Source organism: Burkholderia sp. Ac-20392 (genome assembly GCF_017104585.1).
GTDB lineage: Bacteria > Pseudomonadota > Gammaproteobacteria > Burkholderiales > Burkholderiaceae > Burkholderia > Burkholderia lata.
In genome coordinates, this window is sequence record NZ_JAAGPB010000088.1 from 1 (window position 1) to 23,119 (window position 23,119).

The 23,119-nt window shown below is 67.8% G+C and carries 20 protein-coding genes; 10 read left to right on the plus strand and 10 right to left on the minus strand.

Features of this window, described 5'->3' with window-relative positions:
- The coding region (hpnI, locus tag G3N99_RS13160) for a bacteriohopanetetrol glucosamine biosynthesis glycosyltransferase HpnI (RefSeq protein WP_206122585.1) at positions 1-945 on the minus strand (945 nt) is incomplete at its 3' end.
- Positions 946-1,585: 640 nt separating this feature from the next.
- Between hpnI and G3N99_RS13165 the strand changes: the two genes are divergently transcribed.
- The gene (locus G3N99_RS13165; protein WP_206122586.1) at positions 1,586-2,584 is read left to right on the plus strand and encodes an LLM class flavin-dependent oxidoreductase; all 999 of its coding nucleotides are present in this window, start codon (positions 1,586-1,588) and stop codon (positions 2,582-2,584) included.
- A 36-nt stretch (positions 2,585-2,620) separates the two neighbouring features.
- Here G3N99_RS13165 and G3N99_RS13170 read toward each other — a convergent pair whose 3' ends face one another.
- Complete coding sequence (locus G3N99_RS13170) at positions 2,621-3,682, minus strand: alpha/beta hydrolase (RefSeq protein WP_174944371.1); 1,062 nt, start codon at positions 3,680-3,682, stop codon at positions 2,621-2,623.
- A 173-nt stretch (positions 3,683-3,855) separates the two neighbouring features.
- Here G3N99_RS13170 and pdxY point away from each other — a divergent pair, with 173 nt between their 5' ends.
- The 3 genes from pdxY to G3N99_RS13185 all read left to right on the plus strand — a co-directional run bounded on the left by pdxY (position 3,856) and on the right by G3N99_RS13185 (position 8,654).
- Entirely contained in the window at positions 3,856-4,716 is an 861-nt protein-coding gene (pdxY, locus tag G3N99_RS13175) for a pyridoxal kinase PdxY (RefSeq protein ID WP_041492785.1), read from the plus strand.
- Positions 4,717-4,999: 283 nt separating this feature from the next.
- Complete coding sequence (locus G3N99_RS13180) at positions 5,000-7,144, plus strand: phospholipase C, phosphocholine-specific (protein ID WP_206122587.1); 2,145 nt, start codon at positions 5,000-5,002, stop codon at positions 7,142-7,144.
- Between the two features lie 361 nt (positions 7,145-7,505).
- Positions 7,506-8,654 carry a branched-chain amino acid ABC transporter substrate-binding protein gene (locus G3N99_RS13185; RefSeq protein ID WP_206122588.1) on the plus strand — a complete coding sequence of 383 codons (1,149 nt, stop codon included), beginning with the start codon at positions 7,506-7,508 and terminating at the stop codon, positions 8,652-8,654.
- Between the two features lie 137 nt (positions 8,655-8,791).
- Here the strand turns inward: G3N99_RS13185 and G3N99_RS13190 are convergent, their stop codons facing one another.
- Entirely contained in the window at positions 8,792-9,553 is a 762-nt protein-coding gene (locus G3N99_RS13190) for a FadR/GntR family transcriptional regulator (RefSeq protein WP_174934846.1), read from the minus strand.
- Between the two features lie 358 nt (positions 9,554-9,911).
- Between G3N99_RS13190 and gudD the strand changes: the two genes are divergently transcribed.
- Positions 9,912-11,264 carry a glucarate dehydratase gene (gene gudD / locus G3N99_RS13195; protein WP_174989081.1) on the plus strand — a complete coding sequence of 451 codons (1,353 nt, stop codon included), beginning with the start codon at positions 9,912-9,914 and terminating at the stop codon, positions 11,262-11,264.
- A 237-nt stretch (positions 11,265-11,501) separates the two neighbouring features.
- Here gudD and G3N99_RS13200 read toward each other — a convergent pair whose 3' ends face one another.
- From G3N99_RS13200 to G3N99_RS13210, 3 genes are all read right to left on the minus strand, one after another.
- Positions 11,502-11,864: a DUF2214 family protein gene (locus G3N99_RS13200; RefSeq protein WP_206122589.1), complete on the minus strand. Its 363-nt coding sequence runs from the start codon at positions 11,862-11,864 to the stop codon at positions 11,502-11,504.
- Between the two features lie 39 nt (positions 11,865-11,903).
- Entirely contained in the window at positions 11,904-12,710 is an 807-nt protein-coding gene (locus G3N99_RS13205) for a hypothetical protein (protein ID WP_206122590.1), read from the minus strand.
- A 237-nt stretch (positions 12,711-12,947) separates the two neighbouring features.
- Entirely contained in the window at positions 12,948-14,012 is a 1,065-nt protein-coding gene (locus G3N99_RS13210) for a glycosyltransferase family 4 protein (RefSeq protein WP_059235315.1), read from the minus strand.
- Between the two features lie 563 nt (positions 14,013-14,575).
- On the opposite strand from G3N99_RS13210, the gene G3N99_RS13215 reads away from it, so the two are divergent.
- Complete coding sequence (locus G3N99_RS13215) at positions 14,576-16,408, plus strand: ABC transporter ATP-binding protein (RefSeq protein ID WP_174935151.1); 1,833 nt, start codon at positions 14,576-14,578, stop codon at positions 16,406-16,408.
- A 78-nt stretch (positions 16,409-16,486) separates the two neighbouring features.
- Here G3N99_RS13215 and otsA read toward each other — a convergent pair whose 3' ends face one another.
- Positions 16,487-17,866, minus strand: a complete 1,380-nt coding sequence (gene otsA / locus G3N99_RS13220) for an alpha,alpha-trehalose-phosphate synthase (UDP-forming) (protein WP_206122591.1) — start codon at positions 17,864-17,866, stop codon at positions 16,487-16,489.
- Complete coding sequence (gene otsB, locus G3N99_RS13225) at positions 17,863-18,615, minus strand: trehalose-phosphatase (RefSeq protein WP_174944395.1); 753 nt, start codon at positions 18,613-18,615, stop codon at positions 17,863-17,865. The genes otsA and otsB overlap by 4 nt, the downstream gene beginning before the upstream one ends.
- Before the next feature lie 280 nt (positions 18,616-18,895).
- Here otsB and G3N99_RS13230 point away from each other — a divergent pair, with 280 nt between their 5' ends.
- From G3N99_RS13230 to G3N99_RS13240, 3 genes are read left to right on the plus strand one after another with little or no spacing between them, the layout of a single operon-like run.
- On the plus strand, positions 18,896-19,531 hold the full coding sequence (locus G3N99_RS13230; protein ID WP_206122592.1) for an SCO family protein: 636 nt from the start codon (positions 18,896-18,898) through the stop codon (positions 19,529-19,531).
- A 12-nt stretch (positions 19,532-19,543) separates the two neighbouring features.
- Entirely contained in the window at positions 19,544-19,990 is a 447-nt protein-coding gene (locus G3N99_RS13235) for a copper chaperone PCu(A)C (RefSeq protein WP_011351435.1), read from the plus strand.
- Positions 19,991-20,000: 10 nt separating this feature from the next.
- A complete protein-coding gene (locus G3N99_RS13240; RefSeq protein WP_206122593.1) occupies positions 20,001-20,867 on the plus strand; it encodes a cytochrome c oxidase assembly protein in 867 nt (288 codons plus the stop codon).
- 22 nt (positions 20,868-20,889) lie between these two features.
- Here G3N99_RS13240 and G3N99_RS13245 read toward each other — a convergent pair whose 3' ends face one another.
- Positions 20,890-21,375, minus strand: a complete 486-nt coding sequence (locus G3N99_RS13245; protein ID WP_174989073.1) for a GNAT family N-acetyltransferase — start codon at positions 21,373-21,375, stop codon at positions 20,890-20,892.
- 126 nt (positions 21,376-21,501) lie between these two features.
- Positions 21,502-22,374, minus strand: coding sequence for a pirin family protein (locus tag G3N99_RS13250; RefSeq protein WP_174935165.1), 873 nt, complete (start codon positions 22,372-22,374; stop codon positions 21,502-21,504).
- A gap of 109 nt (positions 22,375-22,483) precedes the next feature.
- Between G3N99_RS13250 and G3N99_RS13255 the strand changes: the two genes are divergently transcribed.
- Positions 22,484-23,119 (plus strand): LysR family transcriptional regulator (locus G3N99_RS13255; RefSeq protein ID WP_206122594.1); only part of this gene is annotated, 636 nt, incomplete at its 3' end.

Genomic DNA, 23,119 nt, shown 5'->3' on the forward strand with positions numbered 1-23,119 from the left:
TCCCGCCAGCGAGCCGGCGAAGGTGCCGTCGAGGCGCAGCGCGAGCGCCGCGCCGATCGCGAGCCACGGCACGGTAAACGTAATGAACAGGAACGCGAAGCCAGCCGGGTTCAGCGAACGGATCGTGCGCAGCCAGCGTGTCTCGCGGTGCCACAGCGGCCCGAACGACGGCTCGATCACGTCGGTCGCGACCTCGACCTCCGACAGCACGGTGCGTCGCCCGAGGCGACGCGGCAGCTCGGCCAGCCAGAAATCGTCGGCCAGTTCGTCCTTCAGCGCGGGAAAGCCGCCGATCCGGTCGAGCGTGTCGCGCGTCAGCGCGAGCGTCGCGCCAAAGCCGAAGCGGCTCGAACGGCCAAGGTGCGTGATCCGGACCGACGGTGCGAACCATGCGTCGACGAACTGCGCACCGATCCGCGTCCAGAACCCGCCGACGCTGCGCGCATGATACAGGCACGTGACGACACCGACCGACACGTCGGCGAGCGGCGCCGTCACGCGCTCCAGATAGTCGGGCTTCACCGCGATGTCGCTGTCCGCGATCACGATGCGGCCGTACTTCGCACGCTCGGCGAGGTTGATCAGGTTGCTGACCTTCAGGTTCTTGCCGTGCACGCGCGCGTCGATCACGAGCGTGATGTCGCACTCGGGATAATCGGCGCGCAGCCGTTCGACCACGGCGATGGCCGGATCGGCCGCCGACGCGACGCCGAACAGCACTTCATACCGCGGATGACGCTGCTCGCAGAACGTCGCGAGGTTTTCGTACAGGTGCGGCTCCGCGCCGCACAGCGGCTTGAGCACGCTGACCGGCTCGAAGCCGTCGCGCACGGCCGTGCGCGGCGTGCGCGGCCGCGGCGCGAACGCGGCGACGAGCGCATAGCCGGCCGCGGCGAGCGTGAAGACGATCAGGAGCCAGTCGAGCATCGTTGCGGTTGCCGTCATGCGAGACGCCTCCCGGCGACCTGAACGCCATGGAGAACGCTTGAGCGTGATTGAGCGTGATTCGGTATTCCGACAACGACGAACGCGGGCACGACCCGACTCCTTGTTCCAGCAGCGTCTGTGTATGAGGGAGGCTCGCCCCGTTCTTCGGGTTTGGCCATGCCCGGCTTCGCGTGGTGCATCTCCGCGCGACACCCGGACGGGATACGGGAAGATTCGTATGGCTACCTTCGGCACAACATGGGCAGGCGCCGGATTTTAGCAGTCTGCGGCACCCCGCGCTCGGCACTACGAGAAACGGACTGGTGCAATTCCGGCAAAGCTGCGCAGTCGGCGAACCATTTCGGTGCACCCGCGTTCACGTTAGCGTAAGCGGTTTGCAGGCGTATTGCAGTCTTGAAAATCAAACGTTTCGTGCAAATTTGTACGCCGATGCGGATTCACATCCAATCGCCGTAAAGATTGGTAATTAATCGGTGATTAGATTGATTTTTGCAACGACCGTCAAATTCAACCCTGCATCCCTGAAAGGCGCATGGGTATCGAGCCGCCCCCAGCACGATCCGGAGCCCTTTGGCAAAATCCTTGGCATTTGTTGCGTAAGTGCATCACCTCCGCTCCCCTGTTCGAAGGCCAACCGATGACTCCGTTTTCCGTACTCGATCTCGCCCCCATTCCGGCCGGCGCCGACGCCTCCCAGGCATTCCGCAACACCGTCGATCTCGCGCAGCATGCGGAACGCTGGGGTTACCAGCGCTACTGGCTCGCCGAGCATCACAACATGCCCGGCATCGCGAGCGCGGCAACGGCCGTCGTGATCGGCCACGTCGCGGGCGCCACGCGGACGATCCGGGTCGGTTCGGGCGGCATCATGCTGCCGAACCACGCGCCGCTCGTGATCGCCGAGCAGTTCGGCACGCTCGCGTCGCTGTATCCGGGGCGCATCGATCTCGGCCTCGGCCGCGCGCCCGGCACCGACCAGACCACGTCGCGCGCGCTGCGCCGCGACCTGATCGGCAGTGCCGACTCGTTTCCGGATGATGTCGCCGAGCTGCAGCGCTACTTCGCGGAGCCGGTGCCTAGCCAGCGCGTGCGCGCGGTGCCCGGCGCAGGGCTCGACGTGCCCGTGTGGCTGCTCGGCTCGAGCCTGTTCAGCGCCCAGCTCGCCGCGATGCTCGGGCTGCCGTTCGCGTTCGCGTCGCACTTCGCGCCGGATTACCTGATGCGCGCGCTCGAGATCTATCGTGCGCAGTACCGGCCGTCGGCCGCGTGGCCGAAGCCGCATGCGATGGTTGGCGTCAACGTGTTCGTCGCCGATACCGACGACGAGGCGCGGCGCCTGTTCACGTCGCTGCAGCAGCAGTTCATCAACCTGCGACGCGGCACGCCGGGCAAGCTGCCGCCGCCGGTCGACGTGCTCGAGGCGAACGAGCTCGAACTCGCGACGGTTGCGCATTCGCTGTCGTTCGCGGCGGTCGGCTCGCGTGACTCGGTGCGTGACAAGCTGCGCGACCGCATCGCGCAGACGGGGGCCGACGAGCTGATCGTCACCGCACAGATCTACGATCACGCGGCACGGCTGCGCTCGTTCGAATTGACCGCGCAGATCCGCGACGAGCTCGCGAGCGAAACGCGCTGACGGCACGCGCCCGGGCCGCCCGCGGCCGTCCCCGCATCACTGCGGGTGCACGGCCTCCAGCCCGTCGAGCAGCGCCTTGTGGAACGCGTCCGGGTCCTGGATCTGCGGCGCGTGGCCGAGCGCCGGGAACTCGACGAGCTGCGCGCCGGGAATCGCGGCCTGCGTGCGCTTCGCGAGCTCCGGATAGTGGCCGAGCTTCGCATGCACGTCGGGCGGCGAAACGTCCTTGCCGATCGCGGTCGTGTCCTTGTCACCGATCATCAGCAGTGTCGGCACGCGGATCGCGCCGAGCTCATAGACCACCGGCTGCGTGAGGATCATGTCGTAGATCAGCGCGGAGTTCCACGCGACCGCGTCGCGACCGGCGCCACGGTACATCCCGGCCAGCATCTGCACCCAGCGCTCGTACGACGGCGACCACTTGCCCGCGTAGTACGTGCCCTGCTCGTAGCGGCGGATGCCGTCGGCCGTGGTCTTCAGCTCGCGCGCATACCAGTAGTCGACCGACAGCGGCGGCACGCCGAGCGCCTTCCAGTCCTCGAGGCCGATCGGGTTCACGAGCACGAGCTGGTCGGTCGCCTTCGGATACATCAGCGCGTAGCGCATCGCGAGCATCCCGCCCGTCGAGTGGCCGACGATCGTCGCCGACTTCACCCCCACCGATTCGAGCAGCGCGTGCGTGTTGCGCGCCAGTTGCTGGAAGCTGTACTGGTAACGATCGGGCTTCGACGACTTGCAGAAGCCGATCTGGTCCGGCGCGATCACGCGATAGCCGGCACGGCTCAGCACGCCGATCGTGTCCTCCCAGGTCGCCGCGCAGAAATTCTTCCCGTGCAGCAGCACGACGGTGCGGCCGTTCGGGTGTGCCGGCTGCACGTCGAGGTAGGCCATCTCGAGGGTTTCGCGCTGCGACACGAACGTGTACAGATGCACGGGCGCCGGATACGTGAACCCTTCCAGGCGCGGGCCATACACGGGCCCGTCGTTGCCGGCGGGCGATGCGGCGGCTGCCACGGCAGGCATGGCGCACGCGACGGCGACACCCGCGCCGAGCGCGGCGGCGCGCGCGGCAAACAACATCTTGCGAATCGAAAGCATGGCGATCACGGTGATTGGAGACACACGCGGGCAGCCGGGCCGCCTCGCGCCCCGCGATTCTACGCGGTCGCGCTGACGACGGCGCGCAACACTCCGGGGCCGCGCGACTTCCGCGCGCGCGACGAACTCGGGTATCGTGTGACGTGACCCTGAAACGCGTGCAGGCGATTCCCATGAAAAACGTCCTCAGCATTCAGTCGCACGTCATCTACGGCCATGCCGGCAACAGTGCGGCCGTGTTCCCGATGCAGCGCCTCGGCATCAACGTCTGGCCGCTCAATACCGTCCAGTTGTCGAATCACATGCAGTACGGTCACTGGGCCGGCAGCGCGATCGATGCTGCGAAGATGGAACAGCTCGTCGACGGCATCGCCGCGATCGGCGCGCTCAAGCGCTGCGACGCCGTGCTGTCCGGCTTCCTCGGCTCGCCGCCGCAAGCGCGTGCGGCCGTCGAGATCGTCCGCTCGGTGAAGGCGATGAACCCGAACGCGTGGTACTTCTGCGATCCGGCGATGGGCCAGACGGGCGGCATCCGGCCCGAGCCCGGCGTCGAGGAATTCATGGTCCAGGAGATGCCGGCGCTCGCGGACGGCATGTCGCCGAACCACACCGAACTGCAGAAGCTCGCCGGGCGGCGCATCGAAACCGTCGCCGAAGCCGTCGAAGCGTGCCGCGCACTGATCCGTCGCGGCCCGCAGATCATCCTCGTCAAGCACCTGCACGACCGCAACAGCCCCGCCGATCGTTTCAACATGCTCGCCGTCACCGAAACCGAAGCGTGGATCGGCCAGCGCCCGCTGTACGCGTTTCCCCGCCACCCGGTCGGCGTCGGCGACCTGACCAGCGCGATCTTCGTCGCATGCCGGCTGCGCGGCGACTCCGTGCGCGCCGCGTTCGAGCACACGCTCGCGGCCGTCCACGCGGTCGTGAAGGCCACCTACGATGCGCGCCGCTATGAGCTCGAACTCGTCGCCGCGCAGGACGAAATCGCACGCCCGAGCGAATGGTTCGGCGCGTGGGTCACGGACGCCTGACACGCCGGCGTCGCCCTCCGCTTCACCGGCGCATCCCGCGCCGCGCCACACCGCTTTCCCGCCTCATCCCTGCCGCACCGCGACTGCTGGCGATAGCTGTCCCGACGCTGCTTCGAGATCGCTTCGATGCGGATGCAAACGTTTCCGGACTTCACATGAATGACACCGATTCCTCGCTATGCTCGCGGCGGCACCACCCGGCGCAGCCGCATCCTGCGACCCGGGCACGCCCTTCCAGCAGGTCCTGCCAATCGGCTCCCCTCTTTACCGCACGATAACGACCATGACCCGATCGAACCGTCGTGACTTCCTGCGCGTCGCTGCCGGCACCGCCGGCGCCGCCGCGCTGAACCTGTTTCCGCCCGTGATTCGCGATGCGCTTGCGATTCCCGCGAACCGCCGCACCGGCACCATCCGCGATATCGAACACATCGTGATCCTGATGCAGGAGAACCGCTCGTTCGACCACTACTTCGGCACGATGCGTGGTGTCCGCGGCTTTGGTGACCCGCGCCCGCTGCGCCTCGCGAACGGCAAGTCGGTGTTCCACCAGCCGGCCGGCCCGGCCGAACTGCTGCCGTTCCATCCGGGCGCGGACAAGCTCGGCCTGCAGTTCCTGCAGGACCTGCCGCACGGCTGGCAGGACATGCACGCCGCCTGGAACAAGGGCCGCTACGACCAGTGGGTGCCGAACAAGGGCACCACGACGATGGCGTACCTGAAGCGCGACGACATCCCGTTCCACTACCAGCTCGCAGACGCGTTCACGATCTGCGACGCGTACCACTGCGCGATCCCGAGCTCGACCGATCCGAACCGCTACTACATGTGGACGGGCTACGTCGGCAACGACGGCACGGGCGGCGGCCCGGTGCTCGGCAACGAGGAAGCGGGCTACGGCTGGACGACCTATCCGGAAGTGCTGGAGAACGCCGGCGTGTCGTGGAAGATCTACCAGGACGTCGGCACCGGCCTGAACGCCGCCGGGTCGTGGGGCTGGACGCAGAACCCGTACATCGGCAACTACGGCGACAACTCGCTGCTCTACTTCAACCAGTACCGCAGCGCGCTGCCCGGCACGCCGCTGTACGACAAGGCGCGCACCGGCACCAACATCAGCGCGGGCGGCACGCTGTTCGACGTGCTGCAGCAGGACGTGAAGAACGGCACGCTGCCGCAGGTGTCGTGGATCTGCGCGCCGGAAGCGTATTCGGAGCATCCGAACTGGCCGGCGAACTACGGCGCGTGGTACATCGAGCAGGTGCTGCAGGCGCTCGTGTCGAATCCGGAGGTATGGAGCAAGACCGCGCTCTTCATCACGTACGACGAAAACGACGGCTTCTTCGACCACGTGCAGCCGCCGTTCGCGCCGCAGTCGCGCGACAACGGGCTGTCGACGGTCGCGACGACCAACGAGGTGTTCCCCGGCGACGCATCGCACATGGCCGGCCCGTACGGGCTCGGGCCGCGCGTGCCGATGCTCGTCGTGTCGCCGTGGACGAAGGGCGGCTGGGTCTGCTCGCAGACCTACGATCACACGTCGCTGCTGCAATTCATCGAGGCACGTTTCGGCGCGCAATACCCGGTCAAGGCCGGCAACATCTCGCCGTGGCGTCGCACGGTGTGCGGCGACCTGACCGCCGCGTTCGATTTCGCGACGGCCGACGCCGGCTGGCCGAAGCTGCCGGACACGAGCAGCTACGCGCCGCCCGACCGCCTGCGCCATCCCGACTACATCCCCGTGCCGCCGGTGTTTCAGAAGCTGCCGAAGCAGGAGGCCGGGCTGCGTCCGGCGCGCGCGCTGCCGTACGAGCTGTTCGCGCACGGCCGCGTCGAATCGGTGAACGGCCTGTTCCGGCTGACCTTCGCGAACACGGGCCGCGCGGGCGCGTCGTTCCAGGTGCAGTCACGCAACCGTCTCGACGGCCCGTGGGCGTACACGGTCGAAGCCGGCAAGCGGATCGACGACACGTGGAGCGCCGCCGCGTCGCTCGGCCTGTACGACCTCGACGTGTACGGCCCGAACGGCTTCTACTGCCATTTCCGCGGCCCGTTCGCGACCGGTGTCGGCAGCGCGAACGTGAACCCCGAGGTGATCTACGGCTACGACGTCGCGAACGGCAACATCACGCTGCGCCTGATGAACCGCGGCCACAAGGCCGTGCGGCTCAAGGTCACGAACGCTTACGGCCACGGCCGCGCGCGCACGTTCGACCTCGCGCCGGGCCAGCAGATCGACGACTACTGGGATCTGCGCGGCAGCCACGGCTGGTATGACCTGACCGTCAGCGACGGCCGGCTGCTCGGCTTCCTGCGCCGCTTCGCGGGCCACGTCGAGACGGGCCGCCCGAGCACCAGCGATCCGCTGATCCGCACGCACGCATCGCACGACGATGCCGAAGCCGCATCGGACGCCCTGTCCGACTGACGGCGTCCCGTGCGCGGCGCGGCCCCGGCGGGCCGCGCCGCCTCCCTGCTCCTCCCCCCTCTCCCCCCGTTCCGTTCGCGACGGGAAACTCCCGATACCGGCTGCCGCCGCACGCGCGGAAGCTATGCGCAAATCCGCACCGAATGCGCGGCAAATTGCCAAGACCCGGGCATATCGGCGACCTATATATCGAGGCGATCGGGGCTCTTGATGGAGCCTGACGGGAGATTCTTCCGAGGATCACGATGCCGACCTCCCCGCCCGATTCCGAGAAGCGGTCGAACCGCCCGCCCGTCGCACGCGTCCGGCCCGCCCGAGCGCATGCGGTACTCACTCGCAGGTGTCGAACAAGAGGAACAACATGAAATTCCGTCATTCCCTGCTGTCGGTGTCGATTGCATCCGCGCTTGTCCTCCTCTCGCAACAGGCCGCCCAGGCCGCCGATACGACCGACGTGAAGGTCGGCTTCGCCGCGCCGCTCACGGGCGTGAACGCCGGTTACGGCAAGGACCTGCAGAACGGCGTGCAGCTCGCGCTCGACGATGCCGCCGCGCAGAAGGTGCAGATCGCCGGCAAGCCCGCTCACTTCAATCTCATCGTGCAGGACGACCAGGCCGACCCGCGCATCGGCGTGCAGGCCGCGCAGGCGCTCGTCGACCAGAACGTGTCGGTCGTGGTCGGCCACTTCAACTCGGGGACGACGATTCCGGCCTCGGTCGTCTACGACAAGGCCGGCATCCCGGTGATCGATCCGGCCGCGACCAACCCGACGCTCACCGCGCGCGGGCTCGCAAACATGTTCATGGTGATCGCGACCGACGGCCAGAACGCCGGCAACGCGGGCAAGTACGCGGTCGACGTGACGAAGGCGAAGCGCATCGCGATCATCGACGACCGCACCGCGTTCGGCCAGGGCGAGGCCGACGAGTTCGAGAAGGCCGTGAAGGCCGCGGGCGGGAACCTCGTCGGCCGCGAATTCACCAGCAACCAGGCCGTCGACTTCCGCGCGCAGATCACGAGCCTGAAGGCGAAGAACCCCGACCTGATCTTCTTCGGCGGCCTCGACTCGCTCGCCGCGAACTTCATCAAGCAGATGCGCCAGCTCGGGCTGAACGCGCAGTTCGTCGGCGGCGGCGGCGTGAAGGACAACGAGTTCATCAAGATCGCGGGCCCGGCCGCCGAAGGCGCGATGGCGTGGGAATACGGCCGGCCGCTCGACGAGCTGCCGCAAGGGAAGGATTTCGAACAGCGCTTCAAGAAGCGCTTCGGCGTCGACGTGCTGTCGTACGCGCAGTTCGGCTACGACGCGGCGTGGGCAGCGATCAAGGCGATGCAGGCGGCCGGCTCGACCGACCCGAAGGTCTATCGCCCGGCGCTGAAGAAGATCGACTTCGAAGGCGTCACCGGCCGCATCTCGTTCGCGAACGACGGCTCGCTGAAGAGCGGGATGTCGACGCTGTACCAGGTGAAGAGCGGCGCGTGGAAGACGATCACGACGAAGGGAGGCTGATCGGCGGTGCCGGCGGCCGGCGGCGGCAAGGCCGCCCGGCCCCGGTGATCGATGAAGGGCGCTTGGCCTTGTATGACGACTGATGTTGAGGCGATTCGACCAGGCCGGCGGCAACACCGGCCGCGTCGCCCGGCGCGTCAGCCGGCCTGCGTGTCGCGCTCCGCCTCGGCCGCTTCGTGCGCGCGGCGCAGTCGTTCGCGGCTGTTGGTGAGGTGCGTGCGCATCGCGGCGCGTGCGGCCTCCGGGTCGTGGCGTGCGATCGCCTCGTAGATGTCCTCGTGCTCGTGGTTCAGCCGGCCGACGTAGCGCTCGAGATCGTCGCCGGCAAAGCGGGCCGAATTCACGCGCGTGCGCGGGATGATCGACGTGCCGAGCTGCGTCATGATGTCGACGAAATAGCGGTTGCCGGTGGACTGCGCGATCTGCAGGTGGAACTGGAAGTCGAGCTGCGCGGTGTCGCGCCCGCCGCCCGCCCCCGATGCGATCGCATCGAGCGCGCGCCGCAGTGCGGCCAGGTCGGTATCGTTCGCGCGCTGCGCGGCAAGGCTCGCGCATTCGCTCTCGAGGCTGATGCGCAGCTCCAGCACCGCGAGCACGTCGCGCAGCGTCGTGATCGTCGCCGGGTCGATGCCGAGCGTCTGGCGGCGCGACGGCTCCAGCACGAAGCTGCCGATGCCGTGGCGCGTCTCGACGAGGCCGCTCGCCTGCATCCGCGAGATCGCCTCGCGCACGACCGTCCGGCTCACGCCCTGCGCCGCCATGACTTCGGTTTCGGTCGGCAGCTTGTCGCCGGGACGCAGCGTGCCGTTTTCGATCTGCGCGGTCAGCGCGTCGACGACATCTTGTGCGAGGCTGCGTGCGCGACGGCGCGGCGCGGCGGGAAGCGTAGGGACGGACATGAGGCCGGTTCCTTTTTGAATGATCGTAATGTGAGCCGAGGGTTTACGCGGGGTTTGAGCGAAAGCCGATGATTCATTATACTGCGTCACAAGTCATCCGACGACTGATGATCGAAACACGGATCTCCTGTCGACTCAAGCGAGCATTCCAGCGCCGCCTGGTCCCATGCTTTACGATCAGCCAGCGTTCGCGTTCTGCGCTCCGCTGGATCGGTTGCCGCTCCCACCCCGTTCCGGGTTGCGTCGACCTGCGGGGCTTGCGCGCCGCGCATGTCGGTTGTCGAATGATCGCACCTCCCGCCGCGCGCGGCAAAGCTTTTGCCGCACGGCATTGCCCACCCTTTCGCCATCGCCGCCCATGAACGCCGTCACTGCCTCGCCCTCCCACGACACGCCGCGTATCGTCGACCTGCAAGCGATTCCGGTCGCCGGCCACGACAGCATGCTGCTCAACCTGAGCGGCGCACACGGCCCGTTCTTCACCCGCAACCTCGTGATCCTGAAGGACAGCGCGGGCCGGACCGGCGTCGGTGAAGTACCGGGCGGCGAAAGCATCCGCCGCACGCTCGACGATGCGCGCGCGCTCGTCGTCGGCCAGCCGGTCGGCAATTACCACGCGGTGCTCAACGACGTGCGGCGCACCTTCGCCGACCGCGACGCGAGCGGCCGCGGGCTGCAGACCTTCGACCTGCGCACGACGATCCACGCGGTCACCGCACTCGAAGCCGCGCTGCTCGACCTGCTCGGCCAGCATCTCGGCGTGCCGGTCGCCGCGCTGCTCGGCGAGGGCCAGCAACGCGAGCGTGTCGAAATGCTCGGCTACCTGTTCTACGTCGGCGACCGCACGAAGACCGCGCTCGCCTACCGCGACGGCAGCGGCGCGACCGACGACTGGACGCGCGTGCGCGACGAAGCCGCGCTGACGCCCGAGGCCGTCGTGCGACTCGCCGAGGCCGCGCATGCGCGCTACGGCTTCAACGACTTCAAGCTGAAGGGCGGCGTGTTCGAAGGCGCGAGCGAGATCGAGGCCGTGACGGCGCTCGCCGAGCGCTTCCCCGACGCGCGCGTGACGCTCGATCCGAACGGCGCGTGGTCGCTCGACGAGGCCGTGCGGCTGTGCCGCGACCAGCATCACGTGCTCGCCTACGCGGAAGATCCGTGCGGCGCGGAGAACGGCTACTCGGGCCGCGAGGTGATGGCCGAATTCCGCCGCGCGACGGGGCTGCCGACGGCCACCAACATGATTGCGACCGACTGGCGGCAAATGGGTCACGCGGTGCAGTTGCAGGCCGTCGACATCCCGCTCGCCGATCCGCACTTCTGGACGATGCAGGGCTCGGTGCGCGTCGCGCAGATGTGCCGCGACTGGGGCCTCACGTGGGGCTCGCATTCGAACAACCACTTCGACGTATCGCTCGCGATGTTCACGCACGTCGCGGCCGCCGCGCCGGGCCAGGTCACCGCGATCGACACGCACTGGATCTGGCAGGACGGCGAGCGGCTGACGCGCGAACCGCTGAAGATCGAAAACGGGCTGGTAGAGGTGCCGAAGCGGCCGGGGCTCGGCATCGATATCGACATGGATGCCGTCGCGGTCGCGCACGAGCTGTACAAGCAGCACGGGCTCGGCGCCCGCGACGACGCAGCAGCGATGCAGTATCTGATTCCGGGTTGGACCTTCAACAACAAGCGCCCTTGCCTCGTGCGCTGAGCACGGGACGGACCGGGCGGCAGGATCGCCCGGTCGAGCCGGAATCGGGAGAAGCGATGCGGCCTGCGGCCGGGCGGGTGGGCGGGTGGGTATCGGGCGGAAACGCTGCGCGGGTCGAACGGGATCGCGATGATGGTAGCGGCAGCGATGGCTGGCCTGCCCGGCCTCGCCTGGACCATACCTGACAGGCCGCACCTGCGCGGCCTGGCCTAGCCGGCCGCACCTACCCGGCCAGACCTAGCCGGCCGCCCCAATCCCCCGCGCCATCCCCGACGCGGCGAACACGATGACGATCACCAGCACCGCCTGCCAATGGCCGATCCGCACATAGGTGCGCGCACGGCCAAGATCGGGCATCTGCTGCTGCCGCGCGGCGACGCGCCACCGGATCAACCCGAGCATCGGCACGATCTCGAGCAGCAGGATCAGCACGAGCGCCGACAGCCCCCACGCGGCATCCGCCTTGAATACGCCGGGCAAGTCGGCCGCCTGCGCCGACGCGATGAGCCGGCGCAACGCGCGATTACGCCCCGCGATCGCGGCAAACGCGACGCCGAACGCACTCAGGTGAATGGCAGCCAGCAACCAGCGGACGATCATCACGCCTCCTTGTCGCCCGCCTGCCGTGCGCGGGACTTGTCAGACGATCTGTTTGAGCGCGGCGTCGAGTGCGAGCACCGCGACGCGGTCGCCTTCGGTTGCGAGCGGCGCACGCATGACGATCTGCCGGTTATGGCCGACGGCCGCCGGCGAATCCCACAGCAGTTCGACCTTCGGTCGATTGAACAGGCTGCCGCGGCGCGGCGGCACGACGGCCGGCTGCGCATCCGATGCACCCTCGCCTGCGGCGCGCACCGCCCGGCCGGGCCAGCGCACCGACAGTTCGCGCGCGTCGTACTGGCCGACCTTGCGGCTTTCCATCCACACGATCGTGGTGCGCGTCAGCACATCGAGCGAAATCGCATAACGGCCGACCGCGAAGCGGCGGGCCGCAACGTTGGTCCGCCACAGCGGCCGCGGTCGGCAGATCCAGACGATCGCCGCGTAAAGCGCCGGTGCGGCAACGAGCCAGCCGTTGGTCGCCGTCACCGCATGCAGCGCGAGGCGCCAGCCGTCCACCCATACGAACATGCCGATCGACCAGACCGCGAACAGGAAACCGATCAGCGCGAAGACGCGCAGCGCCTGGCGCAGCCACTGCGGCAGCGGATGAAACGGCCGTTCGGCGCGCGCGACGGCGCCCGGCAGCGCGAGCAGCAGGAAGATCAGCAGGAGGTAGACGAAGGCCCAGGGCGACGACACCATCGCCGACAGCGACGAGCGATAACCCATCTGGGACATCGAGAACAGCCAGCGCGCGAGCAGCACGAGACCGATCGCACGCAACGCGAAGATCACACCGGCGCCGGGGGCCGGCGCTGCGCGCGTGGATTTCGTTCTCGCCAAGACTGCTCTCCTCTGGATATTCGTGCGGGGCCGGATTTCACGGCACGGCCATTATAGGGACATTACCGTCTGGACAGACGGACGGATGCCATGCCGGGCCGCTTCGGGGGCCGTTCGCGGCGTCGGGCGCGGCGAGAATACAACAGATCCGCGCCGCGGATGTGACAACGCCCCGCCGGGAACCCGGACGGGGCGTCGATGGCAAGCCGCACGCCGCAGCGCGGCGGCGGCCCGCAATCAGCTTGCGTTGACTTCGCGGAGCACCGTGCGACGCTTCTGGCGCAGCAGTTCCTCGTAGCCCTTCACGTAGTTCTGCGCCATCACCTTCGACGAGAAGCGGGCTTCGAACGCGGCGCGAACCTTCTCGCGCGGCAGCGTATCGAGGCGCTTGAGCGCGGCAACAGCCGACAGTTCGTCTTCGACGACGAAGCCCGACACGCCGTTGTCGATCACTTCCGGCACCGAGCCGCGCTTGAACGCGATCACCGGCGTGCCGCAAGCCATCGCCTCGATCATCACCAGGCCGAAGGGCTCCGGCCAGTCGATCGGGAACAGCAGCGCGTGCGCGTTGCCGAGGAATTCGGTCTTTTCGGACTCGCTGATTTCACCGATGTACTCGACGTGCGGCAGCGCGAACAGCGGCTTGATCTTCTCTTCGTAGTACGCGCGGTCAGCCTTGTCGAGCTTCGCGGCGATCTTGATCGGCAGGCCGGCCTGCTCGGCGATGCGGATCGCCGTGTCGACGCGCTTCTCCGGCGAGATGCGGCCCAGGAACGCGAGGTAGCTCGGCTTCACGTTCGGGATCGGCGTCAGCAGGTTTTCCGGCAGGCCGTGGTAGACGGTCGACAGCCAGTTCGCCTGCGGCAGCGGGATGCGCTGGTTGTCGGAAATCGACACGACCGGCACGTCGTTGAATGCGTTGAAGATCGGCTGCAGTTCCGGCAGGTCGAGACGGCCGTGCATCGTCGTCAGATGCGGGACCGGCTGGCGCGAGAACAGCGAGAACGGGTAGTAGTCGATGTGGCAGTGCAGGACATCGAACTCTTCCGCGCGGCGGCGCACCTGCTCGAGGAGCAGCATGTGCGGGGCCATCACGTCGCGGATCGTCGGGTCGAGGCGCAGCGCCTGCGGCCAGCACGCTTCGAGCTTCGCGGAGGTTTGCGAATCGCCGCTCGCGAAGAGCGTGACGTCATGCCCCATCTCGACAAGTGCTTCGGTGAGGTAGGACACCACTCGCTCGGTACCACCGTACAGTTTCGGGGGCACCGCTTCGTGCAACGGAGCGATTTGGGCGATTCGCATGCGTAACTCCTAAAAAATCGGCTAAAAACCAGGTATGGGTCGGCAACCTGCCGGCGGTCCGGGCTGGATGCATTTCGTCCGAAAATCGGACGAATCAGCCTGCCGGGGGCGTCAAACCCGCGCTGCTCAAGGAGCGTCGGCGACGCGACAGGCATAGAACGTTTGAAACGAAGACCCGTTGACAGGGGTTCGTAAAAAACCTGGAATCGAACCCGGAGCCGATTATCTAGGGTTAATCCCGATACGGCGCACAACATTTCAAACACTTTACTTTGTTACAAAGGTGCAACACTTTGCAACCCGCGGACTTGGGTGTCCGTTCTAGAGTGGAAGGCCCTTTTGGCATTCCTTGACCCCGTGACCGCCGGCAGCGTGATTCCGGCACATGAGGCAGGACGGGATGCCGGATTTTATCTCAAAATCGATCGCGAGCCCCTGGCCGAGGCAAGATTCGCGCAGCGCGACACGCGGCCTTGTTTACAATGCCGGATTATTCAGTCCGGGCGAACGCCGGCCTGCGATCCAGCCGCCACGCTCAATCACCGAATCACCGCACGCATATTTTGGAATCTCTCACCCCTGCCCAGCGCAACGCCCACAACGCGAAGCTGTCGAGCTACGCGCATCGACCGATCGCGTTCCTGTTCCGCTACATTCGCCTGCATCCTGTCGCCCACCTGATCGTGCTCTGCAGCGTGCTGGCCGCCGTCGGCTGCGCGCTTGGGTCGCAATACGCGATCAAGCACCTGATCGACGTGCTGGCGACCGGACGGCATCACCCCGGCCCGCTGTGGAGCGCATTCGCGCTGCTCGTCGGGCTGATCGCCGCCGACAACCTGCTGTGGCGCGTCGGCGGCTGGTTCGCCGCGCACACGTTCGTCGCGGTCACCGGCGACCTCCGGCGCGACCTGTTCCAGTACCTGATCGGCCATTCGCCCACCTACTACGCCGAGAAGCAGCCCGGCACGCTCGCGAGCCGCATCACGGCCACGTCGAACGCCGTCTACACGTCGGAGAACACGATGGCGTGGAACGTGCTGCCGCCGTGCATCGCGGTGATGGGCGCGATCCTGATGATCATCGTCGTGAACCCGATGATGGCGGCCGGCCTGCTCGGCTGCTCCGCCGTGCTCTCCGTCGTGCTGTTCAAGCTGGCCGGTCGCGGCTCCGCGCGCCACCACGCGTTCGCGGCGAAGGCCGCGGCGGTCGACGGCGAGCTCGTCGACGTGATCGGCAACATGGGCCTCGTGCGGGCGTTCGGGATGACGCTGCGCGAACAGAAACGCTTCGGCGCGACGGTCAAGGCCGAGATGGATGCGCGCCAGCAAAGCCTGCTCTATCTCGAGAAGCTGCGCCTGCTGCACGCGGTGATCACCGCGATGCTGTCCGCCGGCCTGCTCGGCTGGGCGCTGTGGCTGTGGGACCAGGGCCGCGCGACGTCGGGCGACATCGTGCTCGTCAGCTCGCTCGGCTTCACGATCCTGCACGGCACGCGCGATCTCGCGGTCGCGCTCGTCGACGTCACGCAGCACATCGCGCGCCTGTCCGAAGCGGTCAAGACGCTGCTCGAACCCCACGGGATGCCGGACCGCTCCGACGCGCAACCGCTGTCGGCCAAGGGCGGCCGCGTCAACTTCGAGCGCGTGACGTTCGCGTATCCGCACCGCCGCGCGATCCTCGACCACTTCGACCTCCATATCGAGCCGGGCCAGCGCGTCGGCCTGATCGGCAAGTCGGGCGCCGGCAAATCGACCGTGCTCGCGCTGCTGCAGCGCTTCTACGATACGCAGGACGGCGCCGTGCAGGTCGACGGCCAGGACGTGAAGACGATCACGCAGGACAGCCTGCGCCACGCGATCGCGCTCGTGCCGCAGGACATCTCGCTGCTGCACCGGACGATCTACGACAACATCGCGTACGGCCGCCCCGAAGCCACCCGTGAGGAAGTGCTCGCCGCCGCGCGCGACGCGCGCTGCGCGGAGTTCATCGAAGCGATGCCGGAAGGCTATGACACGATCGTCGGCGACCGCGGCGTCAAGCTGTCGGGGGGCCAGCGCCAGCGCATCGCGATCGCGCGCGCGATCCTGAAGGATGCGCCGATCCTGCTGCTCGACGAAGCGACGTCCGCGCTCGACAGCGCGTCCGAGGAAGCGATCCAGAGCGCGCTCGACCGCCTGATGGTCGGTCGCACGGTGATCGCGATCGCCCACCGCCTGTCGACGCTGCGCAACTTCGACCGGATCATCGTGATGAACAACGGCAAGGTCATCGACGACGGCGCACCCGACGTGCTGCGCAACCGCCCGGGCCTGTACCGCGACCTGCTCGCGAAACAGCACGGCCGCCATCACCCGGCCCCCGACGGCAGCACGCCGACCGGCGAACGCGCGGCCTGACACACCGGCCCGCAGCCGACAAAAAAGCCGCAGTGCGCGTCGCACTGCGGCTTTTTTTATTGCTCGATGACCCGCCGGTTAAGCGTGCTGCAAATCGCGCAGGAAGTTGTCGCGCCACACCGACACGTTGTTCTCGCGAAGCTGCGCGATCATGTCCGTATAACGCGCGCGCCGCTCGGCGAGCGGCATCGTCAGCGCCTGCGACAGCGCATCGGCCATCCCGTCGATATCGATCGGATTGACGATCAGCGCCCCCGTCAACTCGCGTGCGGCGCCCGCGAAGCGCGACAGCACGAGCACGCCCGGCTCCTCCGGATTCTGCGCGGACACGTACTCCTTCGCGACGAGATTCATCCCGTCGCGCAGCGGCGTCACATAGCCGACCCGCGCGAGCCGGTACAGCGCAGCGAGCAGTTGGCGATCGTACTGGCGATGGATATAGAGGATCGGCGCCCAGTCGAGCTCGGCAAAGCGTCCGTTGATGCGCCCCGACTCCCCTTCGAGCTGCAGGCGGATGTCCTGGTACGCGCGCAGCTCCGCGCGGGTCGACGGCGCGATCTGCAGGAACGACACGCGATTGCGATGCGACGGCTCGTGCTCGAGCAGCTTCTCGAACGCGCGGAAGCGCTCGACGAGCCCCTTCGAGTAATCGAGCCGGTCGACGCTCATGATCAGCTTGCGGCCGCGCAGCGACGTCGCGAGCGTGCGCACCGCCTTGCCGTGCTCGCCAGCCTGCGCGAGCGACGCGATCTCGTCCGGATGCACGCCGATCGGATAGGCGGCCGCGCGCAGCGTCCGGCCGAATGCGCGCACCGTCGCCAGGTGGCCGTCGCGCTCGATCACGCCGTCCGCTTCCGATTCAACGTAGTCGCAGAACGCGCGCAGGTCGGGTTCGGTCTGGAAGCCGAGCAGGTCGAACGCGCACAGCGACTCGACGAGATCCCGATGCGGCGGCACGTTGACGAGCACCTGCGCAGCCGGAAACGGGATGTGCAGGAAGAAGCCGATGCGGTTCTTCACGCCGGCCGCGCGCAGTGCGCGCGCGAACGGGATCAGGTGATAGTCGTGCACCCAGATCACGTCGTCGTCCTGCAGCAGCGGCACGAGCTGCTGGGCGAGCCACACGTTCACGCGGCTGTAGCCTTCGAACTCGTGACGGTCGTACTGGATCAGGTCGGTGCGGTAGTGAAACGCGGGCCACAGCGTCGCGTTCGAGAAGCCGCGGTAATACTGGTCGTAGTCGCGCCGCGACAGGCCGATGGTCGCGAACGTGACCGGCCCGTGCTCCTCGACGCGGATCTGCGGCGCGCCGGACGCGACGACCTCGCCGCTCCAGCCGAACCACATGCCGCCCGTCTCCTTCAGCGCATCGTAGACGCCGATCGCGAGACCACCTGCCGCCGGTTCGCCTTCCGAAATCGGCGCAACGCGGTTTGAAACGATGATGAGGCGACTCATGCGTCCGGCTGCTCCGCACCGAGCCAGCGCGCGATCAGCTCATGCAGCGCGTCGACCGAATCGAGCCGCGTGCGGGCGGACGTCTCGCCCGCGCCGACCTTGATCGACAGGCCGCCGCGCGCGTTGACCACCGCGAAGCCCTTCTCGTCGGTCAGGTCGTCGCCCGCGAACACCGGCACGCGGCCGGCAAACGGCGGCTCGTCGAGGAACGCGGCGAGCGCGCGCCCCTTGTCGACGCCTTTCGGCTTGATCTCGAACACCATCTTGCCGGGCTGCAGCACATACGCATCGGCATAGTCGGCGACGAGGCGCTCGGTGGCCGCGCGCGCCGCCGCCTCGCGCTCGGGCGCGTTGCGGTAGTGCAGCGCGACGGCCGCGCCCTTGATTTCGAGCAGCATGCCCGGATGACGGTCGACGACGGCCGCCAGCTCGCGCTCGATGCGCAGCAGGCGTTCGTCGTTGAAGCCGATGCGCTGCGTGTCGCCGTTCGCATCGCGACGCTCCGCGCCGTGCAGGCCGGCGATCGGCATGCCGGGCATCTTCAGGAACGTGTCGATGTTGTCGATCCCGCGCCCGGACACGATCGCGACCGCGCCGTGCGAGCGGCGCTGCAGCTCGTCGAGCAGCGTCAGCAGCGACGGCGGAACATGAATGCTGTCAGGCGTCGGCGCCAACTCGACGAGCGTGCCGTCGAAGTCGAAGAAGAACGCGGTATCGGTCAGGGACAGGGAAGCCGGAACGGATTGCATCGATTCGATAGTGTGAGGGCCGGCCGGCAAACGCCGGGCGGCCGCTGCGCGAATGGAATTGTGCGCATCTTACCGCGCCTGCGCATCGAGATGGGCGAAACCGGCGCAGCGCCGGCATCGCGCCGCCGCCCGCGCCAACTGCGACATATTGCCCCGCTCGCCCGCCGCGTACGGGTTTCGAAAGGACGCGGGCGCGCGAATTGCGCTACAGTCGCAACCGCCTGCCGCGCGACGCATGGCGCCGCGCGGCGGACATCATTCCGTCCGATCGAGCCCCAGGATGTCGTCTGCCCGCACCGCGCCGCACCGGCGCTTCTCCCGCCTCATCCGCACGGCCGCGGCCCTCGCCGCCGCCGTGGCGCTCGCCGCGTGCACGCACGACGAGCCGCGCTGGAACCTGACCAACGTTACCGGCCACCTGCCCGACCTGTCGTTCACGCTGACGGGCGGCGACGGCCACCCCATTGACGCCGATGCATTCCACGGCCAGGTCGCGCTCGTCTACTTCGGCTACACGCATTGCCCCGACGTCTGCCCCGAAACGATGGCGCGGCTGATGGAGGTGCTGGCGAAGCTCGGCCCGCAGGCCAACGACGTGCGCATCCTGTTCGTCTCGGTCGACCCTGCGCGCGACACGCCGCAGGCCATGCAATCGTATGTCGCCGCATTCGACGCCGCGCATGCGCGCGGCCTGACCGGCACCGACCGCCAGATCGAATCGCTCGCGAAGCGCTATCGCGTCGCGTACCAGATGGAGCAGCGCGATCCGTCCGGCGGCTACGAAGTCACGCACAGCTCGGCCGTCTACATCTTCGACGCGAGCGGCCGCGCCCGCCTGCTTGCGACCGACCGCGACTCGCCCGACGCCATCGCCGCCGATGTCCGTCGGATCATCGACACCGCCTCCACTACCTGAATTCACCCCGACATGAAAACCAAGACGACCCTCAAGACGCTCGCCCTCCTCGCCGCGCTGTGCGCAGGCGCCCACGCGTATGCCGCCGGCGCGATCACTGCGCAGAACGCGTGGGTGCGCTGGCTGCCGAACAAGCTGCCGGCCGGCGGCTACGTGACGCTCGTGAACACGAGCGACAAGCCGGTCGATCTCGTCGACGTCGACAGCCCCGACTACGGGATGGCGATGCTGCACCAGACCGTCTCGAACGGCTCGACGCAGAAGATGGAAATGGTCGACAAGCTGACGATCCCCGCGCGCGGCAAGGTCGACATCGCGCCGGGCGGCTACCACTTCATGCTCGAGGAGCCGAAGCACGCGATCAAGCCGGGCGACACCGTGCACCTGCGCCTGAAGTTCTCCGACGGCGAAACGGTCGATGCGCCGTTCGCCGTGAAGTCGCCGGCCCAGGCGAAGTGATCCGCGCGCGATGAACCTCCTGTACTGGCTCGATCCGTGGGAACCGTCGCCGACCGTGGTGATCGCGGTGCTGACCGCTGCCGTGCTGTTCGCACGCGGCGTGAAGAAGGCGAAGGTGTCGCCGCTGCGGCAGTTCTCGTTCTGGTTCGGGCTGACGGCGCTCTACATCGCGCTGCATACGCGGCTCGACTATTTCTTCGAGCACGAGTTCTTCCTGCATCGCGCACAGCACCTCGTGCTGCACCACCTCGGGCCGTTCTTCATCGCGCTGTCCTATCCGGGCGCGGCGATTCGCGCGGGCATCCCGTTCCGCTGGCGGCAGCGTTTCGTACGCCCCGCGCTCGCGTGGGCGCCCGTGCGCGCGACGCTCGACGTGGTGTTCCATCCCGTCGTCGCGGTCGTGCTGTTCGTCGGGCTGATCTATTTCTGGCTGCTGTCGCCGATCCACTTCATCGCGATGCTCGACTGGCGTCTTTATCGCGTGATGAACTGGAGCATGGTGATCGACGGGCTGCTGTTCTGGTGGCTCGTCGTCGATCCGCGTCCCGCGCCGCCCGCGCGGTTGTCGCCGGGCCGCCGGATCCTGATCGTCGTCGCGGCGATCCCGCCGCAGATCGCGCTCGGCGCGCTGATCTTCTTCACGCCGCACGAGCTGTATCCGATCTATTCGATCTGCGGCCGTGCGTTCACGTGGCTGAGCCCGCTGCGCGATCAGCAGATCGGCGGCCTGTTGCTGTGGATTCCCGGCTCGATGATGAGCGTGATCGGTGCGCTGATCGCGCTGCGGCACTGGCTGCGGCTGTCCGCGCGCGGCCGCCTGATCGATGAACGGGCGCAGCGCGCGGACCGGCCGCCGGTGGCGCACGCCGCGCACTGACCGCTGCGCGGCGCGTCGCGCATTACGCGCGTGCGCTGCTCATCCACACGTGCGGGATGCCGTCCTCGTCGTGCACCTCTGAACTCGGCGTGAAGCCGAATGCCCCGTAAAAACGCTGCAAGTGGGCCTGCGCATGCAGGCTTACCGGCGTATCCGGCCACTGCGCGCGGATATGCTCGAGCGCGCGCGACAGCAGCCCGTTGCCGAGGCCCGCACCGCGAAACGCGGCGGTCGTCAGCACGCGGCCGATGCGTACGTCGGTATTCTGCGCATCGGGCAGCAGCACGCGCAGATAGCCGGCCAGGTGGCCTGCCGGATCGAAGGCGGCCAGATGCCATGCGGTCTGGTCCGCGTCGTCGATGTCGCGATACACACAGTTCTGCTCGACGACGAACACCGCGCTGCGTGCTTCGAGGATCGAATAGACTTCGCGCGCCGTCAGCGCGTCGAAGGATTTCCAGCGCCAGTCGAGATCGGCGGCGCTCGGGGATGCAGCGGATGCGTTCATGGTCGGTCCTGATTCGGGCGCGCCGGCCGGCGCGCGGCAATCGACGATTATGCCTCGAAGCGCACGCGCCGCGCGACCGACTGTCCGCGCGCAAAAAAAGGCCCCGCATTGCGCGGGGCCTGTCCGTCATGCCGGCATCTGGCCGAAGCGACCGCCGTTGAAGTCCTCGATCGCGGTACGGATCTCCGCTTGCGAGTTCATCACGAACGGCCCGTAACCGACGACAGGTTCGTCGATCGGTTCGCCGCTCAGGATCAGCAGCTTCGCGTCGCCGTTCGCTTCGATCTCGACGTCACTGCCGTCGCGGCCGAGTTGCACGAACTGCGCTTCGCGGGCGACCGTCTCGCCGTTCACCTGCACGGTACCGCTCAGCACGACCACCGCGAGCGTGCGCCCTTCGGCGACCGGGAACCGCGCATGGCCGCCGGCCACGAGCCGCACGTCCCACACGTCGATCGGCGTGTGCGTGCGGGCCGGGCCGCGCCGCCCGTCGAGTTCACCCGCGATGATCCGCGCACGCCCCGCGCCGTCCGGCAACTCGACCACGGGGATGTCGGCGTTCAGCAACGTCTGGTAGCCGGGCGCCCCCATCTTGTCCGCGGCGGGCAGATTCACCCACAGCTGCACCATCTCGAGCGGGCCGCCCCGCTGCGTGAACCCTTCCGAGTGGAATTCCTCATGCAGGATCCCGCTCGCGGCCGTCATCCACTGCACGTCGCCCGGGCCGATCACGCCGCCCGCGCCAGTCGAGTCGCGGTGCGCGACCTCGCCGTCATAGACGATCGTCACCGTTTCGAACCCGCGGTGCGGATGCTGGCCGACACCGCGCGGTGCCGAGACCGAACCCGGCTCGAACGTGGCCGGGCCGGCGTAATCGAGCAGCAGGAACGGGCTCAGGTGCGCACCGTGAGACTGGTAGCTGAACATCGAACGCACCGGGAAACCGTCGCCGACCCAATGGCCGCGCGGCGCACTGTACACACCCTGGATCTTCTTCATTGCCTTCTCCGAATTGCGGCGAAACACGTGTTTCGCATCCTGGGTAGAAATATAGTGGTGGAACGATCGATCCGGTAGACTGCCAAAATCGCACTCAGCGTTCCATTTCATGAACGATAAAGCGCGGGATCTGAACGATCTCTATTACTTCGTGCAGGTCGTCGAACACGGCGGCTTCGCACCTGCCGGGCGTGCGCTGGACATGCCGAAATCGAAGCTGAGCCGCCGCATCGCGCTGCTCGAGGCCCGGCTCGGGATGCGGCTGATCCAGCGCTCGACGCGTCGCTTCACGGTTACCGACGTCGGCCAGACCTATTACGCGCATTGCCGCGCGATGCTCGTCGAAGCCGATGCGGCCGACGAAGCGATCGCGCTGCTGCACGAGGAGCCGCGCGGCATCGTGCGCGTCAGTTGCCCGATCGTGCTGCTCGATTCGCTGGTCGGCACGATGATCGCCGCGTTCATGGTCGCGTGCCCGCGCGTCGAGATCCATCTGGAAGCGACCAACCGGCGCGTCGACGTGGTCGGCGAAGGGATCGACGTCGCGATCCGCGTACGCCCGCCGCCGCTCGAAGACAGCGATCTCGCGCTGCGCATGCTGGCCGAGCGCGGCCAATGCCTCGTTGCGAGCCCCACGCTGCTGCGCGAGCACGGCGCACCGGCCGTTCCCGCCGATCTCGCGCGCCTGCCGAGCCTCGATCACGGCGCCCCGCAGTCCGCGCACGTGATCGAGGCTCGGCAGGCG

What these genes read in the sequence shown, in the direction of transcription:
- G3N99_RS13200 (WP_206122589.1), bottom strand. Translation starts at nt 11,864, where the DNA reads ATGATCGTCCGCTGGTTGCTGGCTGCCATTCACCTGAGTGCGTTCGGC.
- G3N99_RS13165 (WP_206122586.1), top strand. Translation starts at nt 1,586, where the DNA reads ATGACTCCGTTTTCCGTACTCGATCTCGCCCCCATTCCGGCCGGCGCC.
- G3N99_RS13250 (WP_174935165.1), bottom strand. Translation starts at nt 22,374, where the DNA reads ATGAAGAAGATCCAGGGTGTGTACAGTGCGCCGCGCGGCCATTGGGTC.
- pdxY (WP_041492785.1), top strand. Translation starts at nt 3,856, where the DNA reads ATGAAAAACGTCCTCAGCATTCAGTCGCACGTCATCTACGGCCATGCC.
- G3N99_RS13180 (WP_206122587.1), top strand. Translation starts at nt 5,000, where the DNA reads ATGACCCGATCGAACCGTCGTGACTTCCTGCGCGTCGCTGCCGGCACC.
- otsB (WP_174944395.1), bottom strand. Translation starts at nt 18,615, where the DNA reads ATGCAATCCGTTCCGGCTTCCCTGTCCCTGACCGATACCGCGTTCTTC.
- otsA (WP_206122591.1), bottom strand. Translation starts at nt 17,866, where the DNA reads ATGAGTCGCCTCATCATCGTTTCAAACCGCGTTGCGCCGATTTCGGAA.
- G3N99_RS13235 (WP_011351435.1), top strand. Translation starts at nt 19,544, where the DNA reads ATGAAAACCAAGACGACCCTCAAGACGCTCGCCCTCCTCGCCGCGCTG.
- G3N99_RS13170 (WP_174944371.1), bottom strand. Translation starts at nt 3,682, where the DNA reads ATGCTTTCGATTCGCAAGATGTTGTTTGCCGCGCGCGCCGCCGCGCTC.
- G3N99_RS13190 (WP_174934846.1), bottom strand. Translation starts at nt 9,553, where the DNA reads ATGTCCGTCCCTACGCTTCCCGCCGCGCCGCGCCGTCGCGCACGCAGC.
- G3N99_RS13230 (WP_206122592.1), top strand. Translation starts at nt 18,896, where the DNA reads ATGTCGTCTGCCCGCACCGCGCCGCACCGGCGCTTCTCCCGCCTCATC.
- gudD (WP_174989081.1), top strand. Translation starts at nt 9,912, where the DNA reads ATGAACGCCGTCACTGCCTCGCCCTCCCACGACACGCCGCGTATCGTC.
- G3N99_RS13240 (WP_206122593.1), top strand. Translation starts at nt 20,001, where the DNA reads ATGAACCTCCTGTACTGGCTCGATCCGTGGGAACCGTCGCCGACCGTG.
- G3N99_RS13245 (WP_174989073.1), bottom strand. Translation starts at nt 21,375, where the DNA reads ATGAACGCATCCGCTGCATCCCCGAGCGCCGCCGATCTCGACTGGCGC.
- G3N99_RS13185 (WP_206122588.1), top strand. Translation starts at nt 7,506, where the DNA reads ATGAAATTCCGTCATTCCCTGCTGTCGGTGTCGATTGCATCCGCGCTT.
- G3N99_RS13210 (WP_059235315.1), bottom strand. Translation starts at nt 14,012, where the DNA reads ATGCGAATCGCCCAAATCGCTCCGTTGCACGAAGCGGTGCCCCCGAAA.